At 60.0% G+C, this 19891-nt stretch carries 15 protein-coding genes; 10 read left to right on the forward strand and 5 right to left on the reverse strand.

The features are described 5' to 3' along the window. Positions 1-111 precede the first annotated feature (111 nt). The 6 genes from WKW77_RS26485 (at position 112) to WKW77_RS35170 (ending at position 8373) form a co-directional block, all read left to right on the forward strand. On the forward strand, positions 112-1839 hold the full coding sequence (locus tag WKW77_RS26485) for a thiamine pyrophosphate-binding protein (protein ID WP_340359878.1): 1728 nt from the start codon (positions 112-114) through the stop codon (positions 1837-1839). Positions 1840-1855: 16 nt separating this feature from the next. Then, positions 1856-4951 (forward strand): D-2-hydroxyglutarate dehydrogenase YdiJ, encoded by a 3096-nt coding sequence (gene ydiJ / locus WKW77_RS26490; protein ID WP_340359879.1) that lies wholly within the window; start codon positions 1856-1858, stop codon positions 4949-4951. Positions 4952-5525: 574 nt separating this feature from the next. Then, positions 5526-6362, forward strand: a complete 837-nt coding sequence (locus WKW77_RS26495) for a transporter substrate-binding domain-containing protein (RefSeq protein ID WP_340359880.1) — start codon at positions 5526-5528, stop codon at positions 6360-6362. Positions 6363-6371: 9 nt separating this feature from the next. Beyond that, positions 6372-7166, forward strand: coding sequence for an amino acid ABC transporter permease (locus tag WKW77_RS26500; protein WP_340359881.1), 795 nt, complete (start codon positions 6372-6374; stop codon positions 7164-7166). Then, positions 7167-7970, forward strand: coding sequence for an amino acid ABC transporter ATP-binding protein (locus WKW77_RS26505; RefSeq protein ID WP_340359882.1), 804 nt, complete (start codon positions 7167-7169; stop codon positions 7968-7970). Between the two features lie 37 nt (positions 7971-8007). Beyond that, the gene (locus WKW77_RS35170) at positions 8008-8373 is read left to right on the forward strand and encodes a GFA family protein (RefSeq protein ID WP_479694172.1); all 366 of its coding nucleotides are present in this window, start codon (positions 8008-8010) and stop codon (positions 8371-8373) included. On the opposite strand, the gene gcvA is transcribed toward WKW77_RS35170, so the two are convergent. Next, positions 8338-9288, reverse strand: a complete 951-nt coding sequence (gene gcvA / locus WKW77_RS26515; RefSeq protein ID WP_340359884.1) for a transcriptional regulator GcvA — start codon at positions 9286-9288, stop codon at positions 8338-8340. The genes WKW77_RS35170 and gcvA overlap by 36 nt on opposite strands. A gap of 190 nt (positions 9289-9478) precedes the next feature. Between gcvA and hglS the strand changes: the two genes are divergently transcribed. Genes hglS through WKW77_RS26535 form a run of 4 tightly spaced genes read left to right on the forward strand, consistent with a single transcriptional unit; the run spans position 9479 to position 13312 of the window. Then, positions 9479-10861 (forward strand): 2-oxoadipate dioxygenase/decarboxylase HglS, encoded by a 1383-nt coding sequence (gene hglS, locus WKW77_RS26520; RefSeq protein ID WP_340359885.1) that lies wholly within the window; start codon positions 9479-9481, stop codon positions 10859-10861. A 27-nt stretch (positions 10862-10888) separates the two neighbouring features. After that, positions 10889-12088, forward strand: coding sequence for an aminotransferase-like domain-containing protein (locus WKW77_RS26525; protein ID WP_340359886.1), 1200 nt, complete (start codon positions 10889-10891; stop codon positions 12086-12088). Positions 12089-12146: 58 nt separating this feature from the next. Further along, positions 12147-12599, forward strand: coding sequence for an Lrp/AsnC family transcriptional regulator (locus tag WKW77_RS26530; RefSeq protein ID WP_340359887.1), 453 nt, complete (start codon positions 12147-12149; stop codon positions 12597-12599). A 29-nt stretch (positions 12600-12628) separates the two neighbouring features. After that, on the forward strand, positions 12629-13312 hold the full coding sequence (locus tag WKW77_RS26535; protein ID WP_340359888.1) for an aspartate/glutamate racemase family protein: 684 nt from the start codon (positions 12629-12631) through the stop codon (positions 13310-13312). 127 nt (positions 13313-13439) lie between these two features. On the opposite strand, the gene WKW77_RS26540 is transcribed toward WKW77_RS26535, so the two are convergent. From WKW77_RS26540 to WKW77_RS26555, 4 genes are all read right to left on the reverse strand, one after another. After that, positions 13440-14690: an NAD(P)/FAD-dependent oxidoreductase gene (locus WKW77_RS26540; RefSeq protein ID WP_340359889.1), complete on the reverse strand. Its 1251-nt coding sequence runs from the start codon at positions 14688-14690 to the stop codon at positions 13440-13442. Between the two features lie 51 nt (positions 14691-14741). Continuing rightward, positions 14742-16247, reverse strand: a complete 1506-nt coding sequence (gene amaB, locus WKW77_RS26545) for an L-piperidine-6-carboxylate dehydrogenase (RefSeq protein ID WP_340359890.1) — start codon at positions 16245-16247, stop codon at positions 14742-14744. 81 nt (positions 16248-16328) lie between these two features. Next, a complete protein-coding gene (locus WKW77_RS26550; protein WP_340359891.1) occupies positions 16329-18080 on the reverse strand; it encodes a thiamine pyrophosphate-binding protein in 1752 nt (583 codons plus the stop codon). Between the two features lie 83 nt (positions 18081-18163). Next, positions 18164-19285 carry a saccharopine dehydrogenase family protein gene (locus WKW77_RS26555; RefSeq protein ID WP_340359892.1) on the reverse strand — a complete coding sequence of 374 codons (1122 nt, stop codon included), beginning with the start codon at positions 19283-19285 and terminating at the stop codon, positions 18164-18166. Between the last annotated feature and the right edge of the window lie 606 nt (positions 19286-19891).

Below are 19891 nucleotides of genomic sequence, written 5' to 3' on the forward strand. Positions count from 1 at the left end.
CGGCGCGCGAGTCCCATCAGCGGCTAGCGGAACAAACGCGAGTCGGCGCATCTCCCCCCAATCCGTCTCCAATCGATGGCCAAAACGCAACGTGAATCCTGGAGAGTGAGCATGTCTGAGCAAAGTGCGGGCCATCTTTTGGTTCAGTGTCTGATCGAACAGGGCGTCGAAGTGACGTTCGGTGTTCCGGGGGAGAGTTTTCTGGATGTTCTGGACGGCTTTCACGCGTTCCGCGATCGAATCAAGTTCGTGGCCTGCCGGCAAGAGGGCGGTGCGGCGTTCATGGCGGAAGCGCACGGAAAGCTGACCCGTCGGCCCGGTGTGTGCATCGTGACGCGAGGGCCTGGAGCAACCAATGCATCGATCGGTGTTCATACGGCCTTCCAGGATTCAACACCCATGATTCTTCTCGTGGGTGATGTGGGCGGCGACTTTCGCGATCGAGAGGCTTTTCAAGAAGTCGACTTCGCCGCGATGTTCGGCCCGAACACTAAAGGGATGGCGAAGCTCGTCGAACGGATAGACCGGGCCGACCGCATTCCGGAATACGTTCAACGTGCGTTCTCTACAGCAATGAGCGGGCGCCCCGGCCCGGTTGTACTGGTCATGCCGGAAGACATGCTTACGGAACGCACTGCGGCTTGCCCAGCACCGCGCGTGGAGCCTGTATCTCCAGGCGTTGCAGCCAAAGATGTTCAAAGCCTACTGGCGCTGCTGCGGAAGGCCGAGCGTCCGCTGCTCATTGCTGGAGGCGGCTGGTCTGCTTCGAGCGCGCAGGCTCTTCAGCGCTTCGCTGAACGGTGGCAGCTGCCTGTGGGGAATGCGTTTAGATTTCAGGATTCGTTCGACAACCATCACGGGCTCTACGCGGGCGACATTGGAATCGGGGTCGGCCCGAAGTTGGCCCAAAGAGTTCGCGATAGCGATTTGATCATCGCTGTGGGCGCCAGGCTCGGCGAGATGACGACGAGCGGCTACACGCTGCTGGATGCGCCACGACCGAGGCAGAAACTGGTGCACGTTCATTCTGGCGCGGAAGAACTCTATCGGGTCTACTCCCCCGACCTGGCCATCAACGCTTCAAACGCCTCCCTGATGGACGCACTGGCCGAGCATTCTCCTGTAGGGCAGGTGCCATGGAAGGCTTGGGCCGACCAAGCACATCGGGACTACGAGGCGCACACATCCGACGCTCGGCGCACCTCCGAGCAGATAGATCGCGACGACACGGCGAGAGGTCCGATCGACATGGCCGCAGTCGTCCAAGTCGTGCAGCGTCTGCTTCCGGCAGATGCCGTGGTCACCAATGGCGCTGGGAACTTCGCGAGCTGGATTCATCGCTACTTTCGATTTCACGGTATCGCCAAAGGTGTAAAGACCCAACTTTCGCCGACAGCGGGTGCGATGGGCTATGGGGTGCCCGCCGGGATCGCCGCGAACCTGATTACAGGTCGCGTGGCCTTCACGATCGCCGGAGATGGAGACTTCCTGATGAACGGGCAGGAACTGGCGACTGCCATCCAATATGGCGCGCGATCGATCATCGTCGTCCTCAACAATGGGATTTACGGAACGATCCGCATGCACCAGGAGCGTCACTACCCTGGGCACGTTATCGGAACCGATTTGAGGAATCCGGATTTCGTGATGCTGGCCAAAGCCTACGGCTATGTCGCGGAGAAGGTTGAACGAACGTCGGAGTTCGAGCCGGCACTGCGACGTGCGTTACAGAGTGATCGCGGGACTCTGATCGAGATTCCGCTCTCCCCCCAGATGATAACGACCGGGCCCTCACTGGAGGACATCCGGAAGGACGCGATGAAGCGCCTCTGCCGTTGATTTTCAAAGTCACGCGATGATCCCTCGCCTTGCTTCTCAGGACCAATCGTTGGATTTGGGCGCGGCATTCGTTGCCGAACTGAGGTTGCGAGGTTTCGAGGGAGAAATAGCTCAGTCGCAAGGCGACCGGACTGTTTTCTCGACCGACAACTCGATCTATCAACTCCCGCCTGCAGCCATCGCTTTCCCTCGCAATGAGGCCGATGTAGTCCGCGTAGCGAAGCTCTCGAACGAGCCGCAGTTCAAGTCAATCACTCTTGCGCCGCGTGGTGGCGGTACCGGCACCAACGGGCAATCGCTCACCAATGGCGTACTCGTCGATCTTTCGCGCCACATGAACCAAATCCTCGAAATCAATGTCGAGGAGCGCTGGGCACGGGTACAAGCGGGTGTCGTGAAGGATCAGCTTAATGAGGCGATCAAGCAGCAAGGCCTCTTCTTTGCGCCGGAGCTCTCTCCGTCGAACCGAGCCACGATCGGCGGGATGATTGCGACCGACGCAAGCGGGCAGGGCTCAGTTTTGTATGGGAAGACGCGCAATCACGTCCTCGAGCTCAAGACCGTCCTGATGGATGGAACCCCGTGGCACTGCCGCCCTTTGGACCCGGCCTCGCTGGAGCAGGTCAAGCGCAGGGAAGACCGCATCGGGGCGATCCACCGTCTTCTTGATCAGATCCGGACCCGCGACGCCGATCTCATCGCCGAGCGGTTCCCTCGCCTCAACCGGTGTGTGACCGGCTACGACCTGGCGCATATTTGTGATCATTGCGGAAACTTCAATCTCAGCTCGATCCTCTGCGGTGCGGAAGGCAGCCTGGCTTTCGTGACAGAGGCCAAGGTCAATCTGACGCCCATCCCGGAGTTCACTTCGCTCCTCGTCATCCGCTACGGTACGTTCGACGCGGCTTTGCGTGACGCAGGCAATCTGATGACGCTCGAAGCAGCTTCGAGCGAGACGATCGACGCAAAAGTCCTTGCGCTCGCGAGGCAAGACGCCGTGTGGCATTCGGTCAAGGACTACTTCCCGGAAGATCCGGAAGGACCGGCTGAGGGGGTGAACATCGTCGAGTTCCTTGCCTCAGGCGAATCCGAGCTGGCGACCAAACTGGCGCGCGTGAAGGGTGTGCTTTCTTCCAGCAGGTCGTCTGGTGACCGTCGCGGCTATACCGTGGCGCAGGGCGAAGGAGCCGCGCAGGCGATCTGGTCCATGAGAAAAAAGTCCGTGGGCCTGCTCGGTAACATGCATGGCGAGCGGCGCCCGATGCCGTTTGTCGAGGACACCGTCGTGCCGCCCGAACGACTCGCCGACTACATCGCAGAGTTCAGGGCCATTCTGGATCGCCATGGCCTCGTGTATGGGATGTTCGGGCACGTCGATGCTGGCTGCCTGCATGTCCGTCCCGCGCTCGACATGAAGGATCCCGCGCAAGAAACGCTCGTTCGTGAGATCTCCGATGAGGTGTTCGAGCTCACGCGCAGATACCAAGGCGTGTTTTGGGGAGAACACGGTAAAGGCTTCCGATCTGAATATGCGCCCGAGTTCTTCGGTCCACTATATCCAAGGCTCCAGGAGATCAAAGCAGCGTTCGATCCTGACAATCAACTCAACCCCGGAAAAATTGCTGCTCCGCCCGGCAGGTCGCTCGTGCGACTGGACGAGGTTCCAACGCGGGGTCAATCTGATCGGCGGATCCCGATTTCGATCCGAGAGGAGAACCAGGACTCGTTGCACTGCAATGGGAACGCGGCGTGCTTCAACTACGACCCGGAAGATGCGATGTGTCCTTCGTGGAAGGCCACGCGCGATCGCAAGCATTCGCCCAAAGGTCGTGCGTCGCTGATGCGCGAGTGGCTACTGCGGTTGGCGGACGTCGGTGGCGACCCGAGCGAGGAGTCGAGCAGGCTGCGAGGTCAGCCTCGCTGGCGCCAATGGGTTGACTGGCCTCGGCGTGCGAGAAATACATGGTCGATTCGTCGCGCTTCCGACGACTTTTCGAACGAGGTGAAGCAGGCGATGGATGGATGCCTGGCTTGCAAGTCATGTGTGGGACAGTGCCCGATCAAGGTCGACGTTCCCGCGTTTCGGTCGCGCTTCCTTGAGATCTACCACGGCCGCTATCTGCGGCCTGCCAAGGACGCTCTGGTGTCGGCCCTTGAACGCGTACTGCCGATGGCTGCGAAGTGGCCATTGCTCGCGAATTGGATGGTGACCAGCTTGCTTGGCAAGACCCTGTTGAATCGACTGGGGCTCGTCGAGCTTCCTGCACTCAGCGGTGTTCCGTTAATCCCCAGACTGCGAGAGATGGGAATGCAGATCGCCACACCAAAGGCGCTTGCGGCTCTGACACCTGCACAGAGAGAGGTTTCGGTGGTCGTCGTGCAAGATGCATTCACGAGCTACTACGACACGCAGGTGGTGGTCGACGCCTGTGAGCTGATTCAACGGCTTGGCTTCACCCCCTGGATAGCACCCTATCGTCCAAATGGGAAGCCTGAACATGTCCTCGGCTTTCTTGCGAAATTTCAGCGAACCGCCGCAGCGAACTGCGAGATGCTGTCGGCGCTGTCCGAAACCGGGGTTCCTCTGATAGGAATCGATCCGTCGATGACCTTGGCCTACCGCGCAGAGTACGTGAAGGCGCTTGGCGCGAGCCTCGTTCCGAAGGTGCTCTTGCTGCAGGAGTGGCTGGCGCAGCGCCTGGAACGATTGCCCGAGTTGGCTCCCGACGAATCGCCCCCCTGGAGGCTGCTTCCACACTGCACGGAAAGGACCAATGCGCCGGCTGCGACGATGGATTGGGCCAAGGTCTTCCGCAGACTCGGAACTTCCGTATCGCTGGTGCCGTCGGGCTGTTGCGGAATGGCCGGTCTCTATGGCCATGAGCGAGCACATCGCGAGACTTCGGAGAAGATCTACAAACTCAGTTGGGCGCGGCATATCGTGGACCCACGATACAAAGATAGGACCGTCGCGACCGGATACTCCTGCCGTTGCCAGGTTGCGCTGATCGACGGCAAGGACCTGCAGCATCCGGCACAAGTGCTTCTTGCGCGTATGCGGGCGCTCCACATTCCGGATGTCACGGCGACCGGTGGCATCGTTTCTGCGTAGGCGAATCACCTGCGGGACGATCTGGGTCCACTACCGTTCCGATGGGAAGACCGACGGTCAGGGGATTGCGTGAGGCGACACGTTCTTTAGCTACTCGAAACGCGGGGTAGCAACTGCATGTTGCAGGCGGCACTCGCGAGTAGGCGCAGCAAGCCGTTTCGAAGCGCGCGGATTCAAAGCGATCAAGTTTTTTGCCGGGGAGGATGGATGTCCAATCCGCCGCGGGTGTCGCACGCGCAGCCCAAAACGAAGCACGGGCGAAGTGCTGCCGTTAGCTCAGGGTTTCACCAGTGTTGCGCGCGTTCGGCTTGGTGCAGGATGGCACCGAGTTGGTCGTTCTGTTGCGCCTTTGAATGCGGGGGAAACCCTTATTTCATGAGTTTTGCGCAACACCGATGGTTGCCGAATTTAGCTCGCTGACGAAATGACGAGTTTTTAGGCGGAACGTCGAAAACGAGGCGGCACAATGACGATGTGTCGCCTACAGCCTGACCGACTCCCGTCCTAGACTGTGGCTGCCGGGGAAACGATGTTTCCAAAACCAACATTGGCGAGCTTTTTGCTAGGAGATGCTGTGATTACCAAACGAATTTTCTTCAACGCCTTGCTCGCGCTTGCGTGCCTTGGCACCTCCGGGATCAGCACGGCGCAGGATGCTGCCGAATCCACCATGGCCCGAGTCCAGCGCACAAAGGTGTTGCGCGTCGGAACGGTCGCTGGAGCGGTGCCGTACTTCAACAAGGACCTCGCCAGCGGAAAGTGGGAGGGCTTTGGACCCGATTTCGCCGAGAGCTTGGCCAAGACGTTTGGAGCCAAGGTCGAATATGTTGAAACGACGTGGGGTAATGCGGTCCTGGACCTTCAGTCCAACAAGATCGATGCCATGTTCGGAATGGCGCCCACTCCGGCGCGCAAGGAAGTCGTTAACTTCTCCGAAACCCTCTTCGACAACACCTACACGGTTGTGTGCCGCAAAGGCTTTCCCTCCAAGACCTGGGAAGAGCTGAACTCACCTGCCAACAAGATCGTCGTGGACGTGGGTTCGAGCCACGACCAGCTGGCCACGCGCGTGCTCCCCAAGGCTGAAGTCACGCGTCTGGAAAACAGCGGTTCCGCAACCATGGCTTTGCAGTCCGGGCGTGCGGACTGCCAGATCCTCGTGATCCTGCTGGCCCAGCCGCTGCTCGCGAAGCGTGCATCGCTCGGTACGATGTACATCCCGCAACCGGTTTACACCGCACCTGTGAGCATTGGCCTTCGCAAGGAACCCGATCCGAGCTTCCAGAAGGCAGTGAACGAATGGCTGGCGGGCGTACGCGGCACAGGCGAGGTTCGCAAGGTCATCCTGACGAACATGGAAAAGCTTGCTGGTGTGCCCGCGACCGCATTTCCGTCCGAAATCAAATTCTGAGGTCCGGCCATGCAACACGTGGAGTCAGATTCGCTTGCGAACAATCGCTCTGTATTGGGCGTCGCGGCGGGCGTGCTCATCACCGCCGTTGCCCTGTGGGCTCTGGTTCGACATTTCGGGGGCGGTGCGGCAGCCGCAGGCTACGACTGGGATTTCGGCAGTCTGTGGAAATACCGCACCCTTCTTGCGTCGGGCCTTGGGTACACGATTCTGTTCACTATCGTGTGCGTCGCTCTGGGCTTGATCGTAGGCTTGCTCGCCGGTCTTGGCCGTCTTTCGACGAATCCGGTCATCACGACACCCCTCCGTGCGTACGTGGAGGTCTTCAGGTGCACGCCTGTCCTGGTGCAGCTCGTGTGGTTCTACTACGCGTTGCCGGTACTGACCGGCATCGAATTGTCGGCTGTCGGCGCTGCCACCCTGTGTCTTGCGCTCTACGGCGGAGCGTTCTACTCCGAAATCATCAGGGGCGGCATCATCTCGATCGATCCCGGGCAGACAGAAGCCGCCAAAGCCATCGGTATGACACGCTTTCAGTTGATGCGGCGGATCGTCTTGCCACAGGCTTTCAAGAAGATGACGCCTCCACTGATGAACCAGTCGATCATGCAGCTGAAGAACACGTCGTTGCTGTCTGTTCTGGCCGTTCCGGATCTGCTGTACCAAGGTCAGGTGATCGCCCATGACACGTATCGCCCCTTGGAGGTCTACACCTTCACCGCGATCGCCTACTTTGCTGTCCTGTTTCCCATCACTGTCTGGGTCAAGCGCCTGGAATACGGTACCGGTCCGAAGGAGGCTTGAATGTCCCGTCCCATCATCGAGATCTCCGGACTGAGGAAGTCGTTCGGGAGCAATACGGTCCTGAAGGACATCAACCTTCAGGTCGAACGAGGCCAGGTGGTTGCACTCATTGGCCCATCGGGTTCTGGCAAATCGACGCTCTTGCGCTGCATCAACCTGCTGTCGGTGCCGAACGGCGGCCGTATCACCGTTGGCGAACAAAGTCTCGAGTTCAACGGCCGGCAAACCACACTGCCGAAGGAGAAGAACCTCGCGAAGTTTCGCGCGTCGACCGGCATGGTCTTCCAGCACTTCAATCTCTTCCCCCACATGACGGCGCTTCAGAATGTCATGGAAGGTCCCGTCACGGTACTCAAGACATCGAAGGCAGAAGCCGAGGCGAGAGCGCGCGAACTGCTTGGCAAAGTGGGCCTCTCCGAGCGGGCTGACTATTACCCCGACAAGCTGTCTGGCGGCCAGAAACAGCGGGTGGCCATAGCACGGGCACTTGCGATGAAGCCGGCCGTGATGCTCTTCGACGAAGCGACCTCGGCGCTCGATCCGGAACTCGTGGGCGAAGTCCTCAACGTGATCAAGGGTCTTGTGAAGGAGGGCATGACCATGATTCTCGTGACGCACGAAATCGCCTTTGCGCGCGAAGTCGCAGACCAGGTGATCTTCATGCGTGACGGCGTTGTTGCCGAGTGCGGCCCACCGTCCATCGTGATCGACAATCCTCGTCAGGAATCGACTCGCGCGTTCCTGGGCCGGTTCAAGGCGTCCGAGCAGAATGTGATTCGGATGCCCACTCCGGTAGCCGCCTGATCCTGCCATGACCCCGGTGCCAATCCCTTCGGGGGGCATGGACGCTTTAACTCGACATACCGCCCGATGTCATTGCGGCGCCGTGCGGTTTGCATTCGCATCCAACATCGAGCGCGGCATCCGGTGCAACTGCAGTTACTGCCTGCTCAAGGGCGCTCTGCATCACCGTGTGACCAACGACAACTTTGAACTGCTGGCCGGAGAGGATTCGCTGCGCCTCTATCAGTTCGGCACCTTTCGGGCGCGCCACTATTTCTGCGGCGTCTGTGGGATTCATACCCACTGCAATCCGAGGTCTGCGCCACATCAGGTCAATGTGAACCTGCACTGTGTCGAGGGTATCGCCTCCTTCCTTTCTTCGATCACCCTAGCCGAGTTTGACGGACGTAGTTGGGCGCTTTGAAGGCGCATCGATCGCTGACTGCACAGCCTTGGCTTCTTGAACCAACCAGTCCCGGAAGGCCAATGCGAGCGGATTTTCGCTTCCCGTATCCGGAAGCACGACGTAGTAGGCACGCTTGGTGACCAACACCTCGTTCGAAAGAAGAACCAGACGCTCTGTCTGCAATTCCTCTTCGACCAGGAATCGCGGCACCAGAGCAATTCCGTGGCCGCTTGCAGCCGCCTGGACCAGCATCGAGAACTGCTCATAACGCGGGCCGCGCATCGCGGCCGTTGTGGAGACACCAACTTGATCGAACCATTCGGCCCATTGGGTAGGTCGCGTCGATTGTTGAAGAAGTGTTTCGCCTGGCAAATCGCTCTTCGAGCGTATCCGGTGCCGACGCTTGAACTCCGGGCTGCAGACTGGAAGAACGCGTTCGGCGAGCAGATAGGTACACGAGGCTTCGGGCCAGAAAGCGTCACCGTAGTGGATCGCCGCATCAAAGGGCTCGCGATTGAAATCGAAGGGCTCTGTCTTGCTGGCGTAGTTGACGATGACCTTCGGGTACTGGGCCACAAACCGGCTCATGCGAGGAATCAGCCATCGTGTGGCAAACATCGGTAGCACGGCCAGGTTCAACACCTCGCCAACTCCGCCGAGAGTCATCACCCTCTGTGTCGCCTGGGAAACCGACTCCATGCCTGTGCGCAGTTCGGCTGCGTAAACGCGCCCAGCGTCCGTGAGCACGACCCGCTGGCGAACGCGATGAAAGAGGACTGTCCCGACCTGGTCCTCCAGTTGCTTGATCTGGCGTGAAACCGCGCTTTGCGTGAGGTGCAACTCCTCGGCAGCCCGAGAGATGCTGCCGTGTCGTGCCGCGCACTCGAAGGCCATCAGTACACCCATGGAGGGCAAAAAATCGCGTTTGAACATCTTGCGCCTGACGAATGGAAGGTGAGGCCGGGGAGATGCCTGACCAATTGGACCCCCTTCCTACTTCATTCCATTTGAACATGATTTGGTTCTGAATGAACGATATTCATGCGTCGCGTTCGAGACGATAGTCGAGGCCTTGGCACTCTGCCCACGGGATTCCCACATACCGTTCAACCACTCCACTGCCATGCCCCAAATCAGCTTTGTCAATCCCGATGAATTGCGTGCGATGTTCTCCCGCGCGCTGTCCGCCATGTATCGCGCCGAGGTCCCTTTGTATGGGACCCTGCTTGACCTGGTGGCCGACGTCAACGCGGAATGCTTGCACGAGTCGCCGGCCTTGGCGAAGCAGCTGAATGAGACGGGGCAACTTTCCAGCCTGGACATTGAGCGACATGGAGCGATTCGCTTGGGCACGGCCCAAGAGCTCTCGACGATGGCGCGACTGTTTGCGGCAATGGGCATGGAGCCTGTGGCCTACTACGACCTCGCCTTGGCCGGAATCCCCGTTCATGCGACCGCGTTCCGTCCCACGAATGATGCCGCACTTGCCTACAGCCCATTTCGCGTCTTCACCTCGCTTTTGAGGCTCGACTTGCTCACCAACACGGCGTTGCGCGATGAGGCCGCACGCATTCTGGGCCTTCGTCAGATCTTTACCCCGCGCTGTATCGAACTGATCGAGAAGGCTCAAGTCGAAGGAGGCATGGGCACAGATGTCGCTGAGGAATTCGTCGCGCAAGCACTCGAGACATTCCGTTGGCACGGCGATGCGACGGTCGACATCGAGACCTACAGGAAGCTGCGCGCCGCGCACCCGTTGATTGCGGACGTCGTGTGCTTCAAGGGGCCGCACATCAATCACTTGACGCCGCGCGTTCTGGACATCGACGCCGCTCAATCCGAGATGCGTCGTCGGGCAATCAATGCCAAGGACAAGATTGAGGGTCCGCCCAAGCGCAAACATCCAATTCTGCTGCGCCAAACCAGCTTCCTCGCGCTGGAGGAGCCTATTCGATTTCCCGGGAGGCAAGCCGTAGAAGGCACTCACACGGCCCGCTTTGGAGAGATCGAGCAGCGAGGCATCGCGCTCACTCGGAAGGGTCGTGAGCTATACGACAAAAGCTTGGCCGCCGCCCTCCAGTCCGAACGCGACGGCGTACCCACGGAAAAGGCGCTGGCAGCGGCATTCGCTGGATTCCCGGACGATCTCGAAGCGCTTCGCCGCGAACGCCTGGCGTTCTTCCGCTACAGGATCAGCGCGGTCGCGAACTCTGGTCTGCCGTCGCCAGACATGGATGTTGACGAGCTCCTCTCGCGTGGATGGCTTGCCGTCGAGCCTGTCGTCTATCAGGACTTTTTGCCGGTCAGCGCCGCTGGGATCTTCCGCTCCAATCTCGGCAGCCGTGGCGGCCAGATCGATGTCAGCGGTGGTGACAAGGGCGCGTTCGAAGCCGCGCTGGGCCGTAGGGTGGTGGACGAATTCGCGCTCTATCAGGCTCAGCAGGACCAGTCTCTCGATCAATGCCTTCAGCAACTGCGCCGCTTTCGCGCGGCATCGATCGGCTGAGCACTAAATCTCAAGGATGGCCTCACCATGACTGCTTCGTTCGTCAGCTCGAGATATGCAAACGCCCCTGGCTCGCCGATCCGGGAACTCAAGCGATTTTCCGAGCGGCCCGGGATGATCTCTTTTGCCGGCGGGTATCCCGACCCCAAACTCATGGACGCAGAAGGCCTGCAGGCTTCGCTGGCCCAATTGCAGGCTGAGGAATTCGCAAAGGCGCTCGAATACGGCGGTACGGAAGGCGACCTGTCTTTGCGCGTCGAACTTGCCCTTTTGTCGAACGAGCGGCACCTTGACGCTCGCCCGGAAGACGTTCTGGTGCTCAGTGGTTCACAGCAGGGGATCGATCTGCTCGCTCGAACCTTGCTGAATCCAGGTGACGCAGTGCTTGTTGAGGCGCCTACTTACCCGGCAGCGCTGTCGGCCTTCCGCTTCGCTGGCGCGACAGTCCACCAGATCCCGATGGACCAAGAGGGACTGGACGTTGCGGTCCTCGAATTCGCTCTGGCTACGTACCGGCCAAAGGTGCTCTACACCGTGCCTACATTTGGCAATCCGACCGGCTTGACGCTGGCTGCGAACCGGCGCAGAGCCGTGGTCGAGCTCGCCGTGCGCTATCAGTGCTTGGTGATCGAGGACGATCCCTACGGCGAGCTGTACTTCGACAAGCCTCCGCCCGCTCCCATTCATGCGGCCAGGAACGCCGTCGAAGGCGCGGATGAAGTCTTGATCTATCTGGCGTCTCTGTCCAAAACAATGGCCCCAGGCCTTCGAATCGGTTGGATGCTGGGCCCCCCTGCAATCCGTCGCGCCTGCGTCCTGGCGAAACAAGTGGATGATATGCACGCTTCGACGTTGACCCAGACGGCCGCGGCACGGTACTTGAAGTCCGGCGCCTTCCAGCGGCACCTGCCGATCCTGCGAGAAAGCTATCGCGATCGAGCGATGACGCTCTTTGGGGCGCTGCAGGTGCAATTCGGGAATCGGATCGAGATGCCCGAACCACAGGGCGGCATGTTCATGTGGGGTCGCGCTCCCGGCGTCTCCGCGCAGGAGTGGCTGGCTGCCGCAATCGAACACGGCGTGATGTTCGTTCCCGGTTCCGCATTCTTCGCCGAGGACGCGGACCCCGCCTTCTTCAGGCTCTCCTTCGCAACCCAAGACGTCACTGGTATCCAGGAAGGCGCCGCCCGACTGGCCCGATCGATGCGCCAACTGAAGCTCCGATAGAACATCCAACGCTTCCGCAATGTAAAAATGTGGCTTTCGAATGAGGAGCCGTGAGGCCATGGACCTTCGCCTGGACGACATCGACCGCCATCTTCTGAGCCTGTTGCAAGCCAACGCAAGAGAGCCTGCAGCCAATCTAGCCAGAAAACTGAAGGTGGCACGAACGACCATCGTGGCGCGAATCGCTCGTCTTGAGCGAGAGGGCATCGTGGCGGGCTACGGTGTTCGGCTCGGCCAGCGGATCGAACATGCCGCGGTGCGCGCGTTTTGCGGGATCAGCTGCAACGCGCGCAGTGCCTCAGCGGTCATTCGAGCCCTTGAGCGGTTGCCGGAGGTCGAAGAGGTGTGGGCGGTGAGCGGCCAGTATGACTACATGGTGCTGTTCCGCTGCGAGACACCTGAAAAGCTGGATGCACTGCTCGATCAAATTGGCCTGATCGACGGCATCAGCCAAACCCACACGTCGCTGGTGCTTAGCCGCAAAATTGACCGACGAAGTTCGGTCACTTAGCAACCGTCCACCGCCAGTCGATTCTCATCATGCCTCCATTCACAGAACCAGGCTTCCTCGGTGTCTTGATGCTCGATACGAAGTTCCCACGCCCGCCGGGGGACATCGGGAATCCGGAGACCTTCAAGCGCGCTGGAATCCCCGTTCGCTACTCCGTGGTACGGGGAGCCTCGCCACAGCGCATCGTCCGCGACGCGGACGTGGGATTCCTACGACCTTTCATTGACGCAGCGACCGAACTGGCGAACCAGGGTGCCGCCATGCTGACCACAAGCTGTGGCTTTCTTGCTGCCTACCAGGATGCATTGGCCGACGCTGTGCCAGTCCCTGTGATCACGTCCAGCATCCTCCAGTGCCGTGACCACGCCGCGCCAGGCATCGTCACGTTTGACGCGGCGTCCATGTCTTCATCGATTCTGGCTGCCGCCAGGGTTCCAGCCGAGACGCCCGTGCAGGGGATTGAACCAGGAAGCGAGTTCCACACGCGAATCCTCGGCAATCAGTCGCAACTCGATCTCAAACAAGCGGAAGCCGACGTTGTGAATGCCGCCAAGGCCCTCACGGCGGCGCATCCGGAAGTGGACACCATCGTGCTCGAATGTACAAATATGCCGCCGTACCGCCGCGCCGTCGCAGCAGCGACCGGGCGAAACGTGGTGGACATCGAGACGCTCTTGATCGCGCGATGGAATGCGGAGTTCGGGTCGCGGTAGGGCAGACGAGCGCGCCACCTCCGAGAGGGAACTCAGCGAGGTGCTCGCCTATCTGACAGGATGGCGCTATTTGAGAAACGGTCTTGGCCGATGGGCTCCGTGCATCCAGCTGATAAACGTATTGACATCACAGGCCCCACCGCGACGGTGCGAACGGCGCGGCATCGATAGAACTCTTTTTGTCTGCCATCATGTCCGCCAATAGCATCGCCGTTCCGGGACCGGTACTTAGGCCGATATGCTGGTGACCAAACGCAAACCACAGCGAGCGATCCGACTTGGAGGCGCCAATCACGGGCCGGCTGTCTGGCAATGTGGGTCTGCTCCCGAGCCAAGGCTCGGCATCGCGGCTGTCGGCCAGGGGAAACGCCTCTCGTGCAGCCTTTTCCGCGAGCTCGAGTTGAGCATCGCTTTTCGGTGCGTTCAAGTCGGCAAGCTCCACCCCGGTTGACATTCGCAGGCCCATCTCCATGGGAGTGAGCACATAGCCCCCTCCCGTGTCGTAGACCGGCCGCTCCAACTTGGCGCTGCCTTGCGCGTTGAAGTGTCTGTGGTAGCCGCGCTCGTAGGCCATCGGCACAGATAATCCAAGGCTGTCGCGCAAGAATTCTCGCGACCAAGGGCCAAGCGCGACCACCACATTTTTGGCGCGCAGAGCTTGTTCTTGGCCGATGGAGAGCTGCCAGTCCTCATTGAGACGGGCGAGCTTAGTGACCTGGCCGCGCAAGATGCGGCCGCCCCGGGAAACAAAGAGCTCGGCATAGGCGGTTACCACCGCGCCCGGGTTGTCGACCGACGCGGCATCCTTGATCCAGAGTGCTTTCGCAAAAATGGGCTTCAAGCTCGGTTCCAGCGCCTGGATGTCGACCGGCTGGAGGACCTGTGTCGCAACGCCGAATTTGTCCAGCGTGTCGCGGGTCAGCTGGCTTCTCTCAAACGCCTGTGCAGATCTGTACAGAAAAAACCATCCATTGGTTCTCAGGTGCGCTTGCGCCCCGGCTTCCGGCAACCATTGGCGATGCAGATCTGCGGACAGTCTGATCAGCGAATCAAGAGCGGCCGTCGTCTCTTCGAAGCAGGTCTGTCGAGCGCTGTAAAGAAACCTGGCCATCCAGCGCCCGTTTCGGAGCAGAAACGCCGGGTCATAGCGCAGTTGGGCACTGGTGTTGCGCACCAGCCGGGGCAATGAAGCCCACAGACCCGGATTGTTCATCGGCATGAGGGAACTGCGGGCGAGAACGCCCGCATTCCCATAGGAGGTTTCATGACCGGGTGCGGATTTGTCGAGCAATGCCACATCCCAGCCTCTGCGCTGTAGCTCGAGAGCACAGCTCACGCCGACCATTCCTGCACCGAGCACCGCAACTGTCTTCGTCATATCTCTATTCTCGTTCTTGCAGGGGCTCGGGACCCTCCAGGTCTGTTGCGGTCAACCGAAGTTGATGCCTTGGGCCAGCGGCAACTCTTTCGAGAAATTGATCGTGTTGGTGGTACGGCGCATGTACTGCTTCCACGCATCCGAACCGCTTTCGCGATCTCCCCCCGTCTCTTTCTCACCGCCGAAGGCGCCGCCGATCTCCGCACCATTCGGGCCGATGTTGACGTTGGCCATCCCGCAGTCCGAGCCAGCCTGAGAGATGAAGAGTTCGACTTCCTGCATGTTGGTGGAGAAGATGCAGGACGACAGGCCCTGCGGCACGTCGTTGTTGAGTTCGATGGCCTCTTCGAGATCGTCATAGGTCAGCACGTAGAGGAGCGGAGCGAAGGTTTCGTGCTTCACGATTGCCGTCTGACTCGGCATGTCAACGATCGCGGGTTCGACGAAGAAGCCTTTTGGATATTCCTTTTCGAGCACGCGCTTGCCTCCACGCAGCAGCTTCCCGCCCTCGGCCTGCGCCGTTTCGAGGGACTTTTGCATGGCAGTGAAGGCGCCCTCGTCGATCAACGGTCCCACGAGATTTCCGGGCGTGAGTGGATTTCCGATTCGGAGATTGCCGTATGCCTTCTGGACTCGCTCCAGCAGCGCGTCCTTGACGCTGCGATGCACGATCACGCGGCGCAAGGATGTGCACCGCTGGCCGGCCGTGCCTACAGCCCCGAACAGCACGGCGCGAACGGCCATGTCTAGGTCTGCCGCAGGAGTAACGATCATCGCGTTGTTACCGCCCAGTTCCAATATGCGCTTTCCGAAGCGGCTTGCCACTTTGGGCCCCACGATTCGACCCATGCGGGTCGAACCGGTGGCCGAGACCAGGGGGATCTTGGGGCTTTCGACCAGAGCCTCGGCCAATGGCGTCAGACCTACGACGATCTGCGCCAGCCCTTCGGGCGCACGGTCACCGAACTTGGCTATCGCACGCTCCAATGCCTTGAACGTGGCCAAGCCCGAAAGCGGCGCCTTCTCCGAAGGCTTGAAGATCACGGGATCGCCGCAGACCAGTGCCAGCGCGGCGTTCCAGGCGAACACGGCGCTAGGAAAATTGAACGCTGTGATAACTGCGACCGGGCCCAACGGGTGGAACTGCTCCATGATCCTGTGGCCTGGGCGCTCCGAGGCGATCGTTTTGCCGTGCAGCTGACGCGACAGACCCAGCGCGAACTCGCAAATGTCCACGCCTTCCTGCACCTCGCCCAGGCCTTCCTCAACGATCTTGCCGACTTCCATAGAGACGATGTGGCCAATATCCTGCTTGGCGGCGCGGAGTTCTTCGCCCCACAGCCGCACGAGTTCGCCGCGCACGGGCGCTGGCACCATCCGCCAGGTGAGGAATGCAGCGTGGGAGCGGTTGATGACCGCTTGCATGGAGTCGACAGGTGTCTCCTGGAGCTGAGCCAGGATTGAACCGTCAATGGGCGAGCGCACTGTGAGGCTGCCTTCGGTGAATTCGGCGGTCTTGAATCCGCAGCGTTCCAGCACGGACTTGAATTGAGTCATGGCGATTCTCGAAGAAGCTTGGGAGGGAAAGATGATGTGGCGTTGTGATGGCAAGAATGCCTTGGTCAACGCCACCTGAAATCAGACGTAGGCGACGTCCTCAGGCTTCAGCGCCAGAGGATCGCGACCCTTCTTGTTCAGCCACGAGTACACGGGTGGTACCCGGTCGGCCAACGACTCCACCCGAATATCCATGAGGCATGGGCCGTCGTACGCGAAGGCTTCATCGAGCGCCTTGATCAACTGCTCGGGCGTCTCCACAGTCCAGGATTTGATGTCGAACGCTTCTGCGATGGCTTGACCACGCGGCGGGAGGAAGTCAACGCCAAAGCACTCTTCATGGCCCTTCAGGCGATGCAAGCCTTTGATCCATCCGAAGCAACCGTTGTTGAACAACATCAGCAGTGCAGGCACCTTCTTGCGTACGAGCGTTTCCAGTTCGCCCACTGTCATGTTGAAAGAGCCATCGCCAAACATACCGATCGGACGGCGATTGCGATCTGCGTACCAGGCCCCAACGACGGCCGGAATGGCTGACCCCAGGCCGCCGAAGGCACGCGGGATCACGAAGCGCGTCCGGCGATCGCCGATGCGCAGGAAGCGGGTCATGTAGGGAGTCGGTGTCCCTGCATCCGAAAGGATGTGGACAGCCTTGCCATAGGCATCCAATCGCTTGTTGAATTCCTGCACGACGCGCTCAGGACGCAGCGGAAATTCGTCGGAATTCAGGACCTCCTGCGCGTGTTCCCAGAAATTCGAGCGGTAGCCGTTGAGTTGGTTAACCCACGCCTGGTGACGCGTCTGATCGAAGTCCTTCGGCACCGTCTGCAGGATCTGGTTGAGCACGAGTTGTGCGTCGCCAGCAATAGACAGCAAGTTTTCGTAGTTGTTCGCCAGACGCTCGGGATTGATGTCGATCTGAACCACTCGCTTGTTCAGCGATGATTTGGGGAACGTCCAACCGACCGTAACGACAGAGCCCATGCGCGAGCCAATGAAAATGGTCAGGTCTGATTCCTCGAGCGCGCGATTGGCATGTGGGTGGAAGCCGTTGTCTCCGATCACACCGATGGCGAGGGGATGGTCATCCGGCAGCACGCCCTGACCAGTGATGGTGTTCACAACTGGGATGTTCAGCGCTTGTGCAACTTCGGTGAGCGCGCTGCCCGCGCAAGAGCGATTCACGCCGCCGCCCGCAACAAATAGCGGCTTGCGCGCGGAGGCCAGCAGCTCGAAAAGGCTTTCGAGCTTGCCCGGCGCAGGGCCCATCGGGAAGGCCGGAAAGGTCTTGCATTCTTCTTCTGCGTGCAGCGAGATCTTGGCCGGATCAATCTCGGCCAGCAGCATATCCTCAGGGATTTGCAGATGCACCGCACCAGGGGTGCCAGAGCACGCCACGCGAAACGCGCGGCGGATGATCTCAGGCAGCTTCTCAGCCGACTTGATCTGGACCGACATCTTCGTCACAGGTTCGAAGAGTCGGGCGCAATCCAGCTCGGTGATCATCCCGCGGCCTTCGCCGGGTAGAGGCAGGTCGATCGTCAGCAAGATGACCGGGACGGAAGATGCGTTGGATTCAGCGACCGGGGGCAGCGAATACATTGCTCCAGCCCCCGATGGGCATTCGAAGATGCCCGGTTTGTCCGTGAGGCGAGCATATGCGTCCGCCATGAACCCGGCTGAACGTTCGTCCCGAGCCATCACGTGTTCGATGTCGCCCTTGCGGCGCTGGAGGGCCTCGTAGAACGGAACGTTGGTGTCGCCCGGCACGCCGAACAGTACATCCACATCGTAGTTGATCAACATTTGCACGAGTACGTCGGCGCCAAGCATGATTTTGTTTTCCAGTCGGTTGATATATGCGGTTGAGCGGTTCCAAGAAGCAAGTGCTCCTTGGTCTCTTATGGTTCCAGGGCTCAGGCCAGTGCCTGCTCGCGTTCGGCCGACACGGCGAGGCTGCGGTAGTAGTGGCCGACCTTGGTCTCCAGGAAATCGGTGAGCGACACCTGCTCCTGCCCAACGAATCCGCGCTGTGGCAACTTGCCTTGCTTCAGGAGTTCGAACACGCCGACCACCCCTGCCGCCGTGGTGAGCTCGATGGCCGTGCGCGCTCTGCCGCGCAGCCGCGACCCGAACACACGCGCAACTCGCGTTTGTTGCTCGAACCGGCCATCGCGCATCCCCGATGCGGAAGCGAAAAGAATGACGACATCTTCGCGGCTGTGCGGAACGGCATGCTCCAGGACGTCCCTGAGCAGCTCGCGTCGCTCGATCAGCCGCAGGTCGTGCAGAAGAAAGTTCATCGCGTCACGATGGCCCGGGTAGCGGATCGTCTTGTAGTCGAGGTTGCGTACCTTGCCCTTGAGCGTCTCGCAAAGAGTGCCAAGACCACCCGAAGTATTGAAGGCTTCGAACGATTCCGCGTCCAGCGTGAAGGTCTCATGACCCTCCATGGGCTGGACCGAGACCAACTCCCCATTCACGATTGCGTCGCAAGGGTTGCAGTATTCGTTGATGACGCCGTCGATGCTCCACGTGAAGTTGTAGCGCAGACTGTTGGTTGCGTTGCGCGTCAATGCACCCACCCGCAGGCGAAGGTCGTACAGCTCGTCGAAGCGATTCGCGAGATCGCCGCCGAGCATTCCGATCACGCCGGGCGCTAAGCCGCTTTGCGGCATGAGTGTGGACTCTGCATCCTTACCAAGCTCGCGGATTGCTCGTGTAGCAGCAACATCCTCGGTGAGGTCGAAATAGTGGACCCCTTGCTTGGCAGCGGCCGTTGCCACGCGAGCAGCAAGGAAGTAAGGCAGGGCGTTGATGACGACGGAGTGCTCTGCGATGATGCCGCCGAGCTGCGCTTCATCCTCTACATTCAGCAGAATCCGTTTGACAAGTGGATCCGCACGCATCGGAACCTCGGGCTTTGCATCGCCCAGCGTGACCGGCAGACCATGGTACTCGGCCACCATGTCGGCAACCGTTGCGCCGACTTTTCCAGCACCGAGTACCAGTACGTTTTTCCAGGGATGATTTGCCATTCGTTTCTCCTTGAAGCGATTCGATGCCTGAGAAGAAATGTAGGGTGAGGTGCTGGCAGAATCTACGGACCACATTGACGAGACGGTGCATAAGATCGTCAGAATGACGAGAGGTTTCGCCATCTTGCCTAGAGCGGCGCGATCGATGCGATGCCTTGCTCTGATATGGCGGGCGATCAGTGGGCCTCGACTCGACCGGCACTCCGGCGCAGGCAGAGGCGTGAATCTGCATGACTGCTGCTTGATGCCAGAGATCAGCCGTTGCAGTTGCAGGAACTCTAGGACTGCAGTGGTCCCGGAATTGCTATCGAAAGGCCGAGCTGGAGATTCCGTTGTGCAGCGTGAAGCGTCCTTCGGGAGGGCAGGGTGGATGGGCGGGTTCGTGCCCTAAGCGGTCGGACAACTTGCTCCGAAGCGGTCCAAAGGACACGGGTGCTAGCTATTTCATGGCGAGTCCACACTTGGGCGGCTTGCAATAGTGCATCCGAATCAAGTTCAAACGGCGCAACCGACGTGCCGACCGGCAGCGTGAACCAGTGCGGGGGCGGCATGTCGTAGGCGAACTTGATTGCCTTTCTGTGTGCAACATCCTTCCCGACTGGGCTC

This window comes from Variovorax ureilyticus (genome assembly GCF_037889935.1).
GTDB classification, from domain to species: Bacteria; Pseudomonadota; Gammaproteobacteria; order Burkholderiales; family Burkholderiaceae_C; genus Variovorax; species Variovorax ureilyticus.

What these genes read in the sequence shown, in the direction of transcription:
- WKW77_RS26525 (WP_340359886.1), top strand. Translation starts at nt 10,889, where the DNA reads ATGACTGCTTCGTTCGTCAGCTCGAGATATGCAAACGCCCCTGGCTCG.
- WKW77_RS26540 (WP_340359889.1), bottom strand. Translation starts at nt 14,690, where the DNA reads ATGACGAAGACAGTTGCGGTGCTCGGTGCAGGAATGGTCGGCGTGAGC.
- WKW77_RS26550 (WP_340359891.1), bottom strand. Translation starts at nt 18,080, where the DNA reads ATGCTTGGCGCCGACGTACTCGTGCAAATGTTGATCAACTACGATGTG.
- WKW77_RS26505 (WP_340359882.1), top strand. Translation starts at nt 7,167, where the DNA reads ATGTCCCGTCCCATCATCGAGATCTCCGGACTGAGGAAGTCGTTCGGG.
- WKW77_RS35170 (WP_479694172.1), top strand. Translation starts at nt 8,008, where the DNA reads ATGGACGCTTTAACTCGACATACCGCCCGATGTCATTGCGGCGCCGTG.
- WKW77_RS26535 (WP_340359888.1), top strand. Translation starts at nt 12,629, where the DNA reads ATGCCTCCATTCACAGAACCAGGCTTCCTCGGTGTCTTGATGCTCGAT.
- hglS (WP_340359885.1), top strand. Translation starts at nt 9,479, where the DNA reads ATGCCCCAAATCAGCTTTGTCAATCCCGATGAATTGCGTGCGATGTTC.
- WKW77_RS26500 (WP_340359881.1), top strand. Translation starts at nt 6,372, where the DNA reads ATGCAACACGTGGAGTCAGATTCGCTTGCGAACAATCGCTCTGTATTG.
- amaB (WP_340359890.1), bottom strand. Translation starts at nt 16,247, where the DNA reads ATGACTCAATTCAAGTCCGTGCTGGAACGCTGCGGATTCAAGACCGCC.
- WKW77_RS26485 (WP_340359878.1), top strand. Translation starts at nt 112, where the DNA reads ATGTCTGAGCAAAGTGCGGGCCATCTTTTGGTTCAGTGTCTGATCGAA.
- gcvA (WP_340359884.1), bottom strand. Translation starts at nt 9,288, where the DNA reads ATGTTCAAACGCGATTTTTTGCCCTCCATGGGTGTACTGATGGCCTTC.
- WKW77_RS26530 (WP_340359887.1), top strand. Translation starts at nt 12,147, where the DNA reads ATGGACCTTCGCCTGGACGACATCGACCGCCATCTTCTGAGCCTGTTG.
- ydiJ (WP_340359879.1), top strand. Translation starts at nt 1,856, where the DNA reads ATGATCCCTCGCCTTGCTTCTCAGGACCAATCGTTGGATTTGGGCGCG.
- WKW77_RS26555 (WP_340359892.1), bottom strand. Translation starts at nt 19,285, where the DNA reads ATGGCAAATCATCCCTGGAAAAACGTACTGGTACTCGGTGCTGGAAAA.